Origin of the sequence: Actinacidiphila paucisporea (assembly GCF_900142575.1) — a bacterium.
Taxonomy (GTDB): domain Bacteria; phylum Actinomycetota; class Actinomycetes; order Streptomycetales; family Streptomycetaceae; genus Actinacidiphila; species Actinacidiphila paucisporea.
Genome location: NZ_FRBI01000021.1, coordinates 1,213 through 1,448, shown reverse-complemented (window position 1 = coordinate 1,448; position 236 = coordinate 1,213).

Below are 236 nucleotides of genomic sequence, written 5' to 3'. Positions count from 1 at the left end.
CCACCGCCGCCACCACCGGGACGGTCACCCTCGCGACGCGGACCACGGGGACGGTCATCGCGCGGGCCGTCGTAACGCGGACGGTCACCACCGGGACGGTCGTCACGGGGACGGTCGTAGCGCGGCCTGTCGTCGCGGGGACCGTTGAAGCGCGGACGGTCGCCACCGGGACGGTCATCGCGACGGAAACCACCGCCGCCACCACCGCCGGCCGGGCGGTCGTAGCGCGGCCGGTC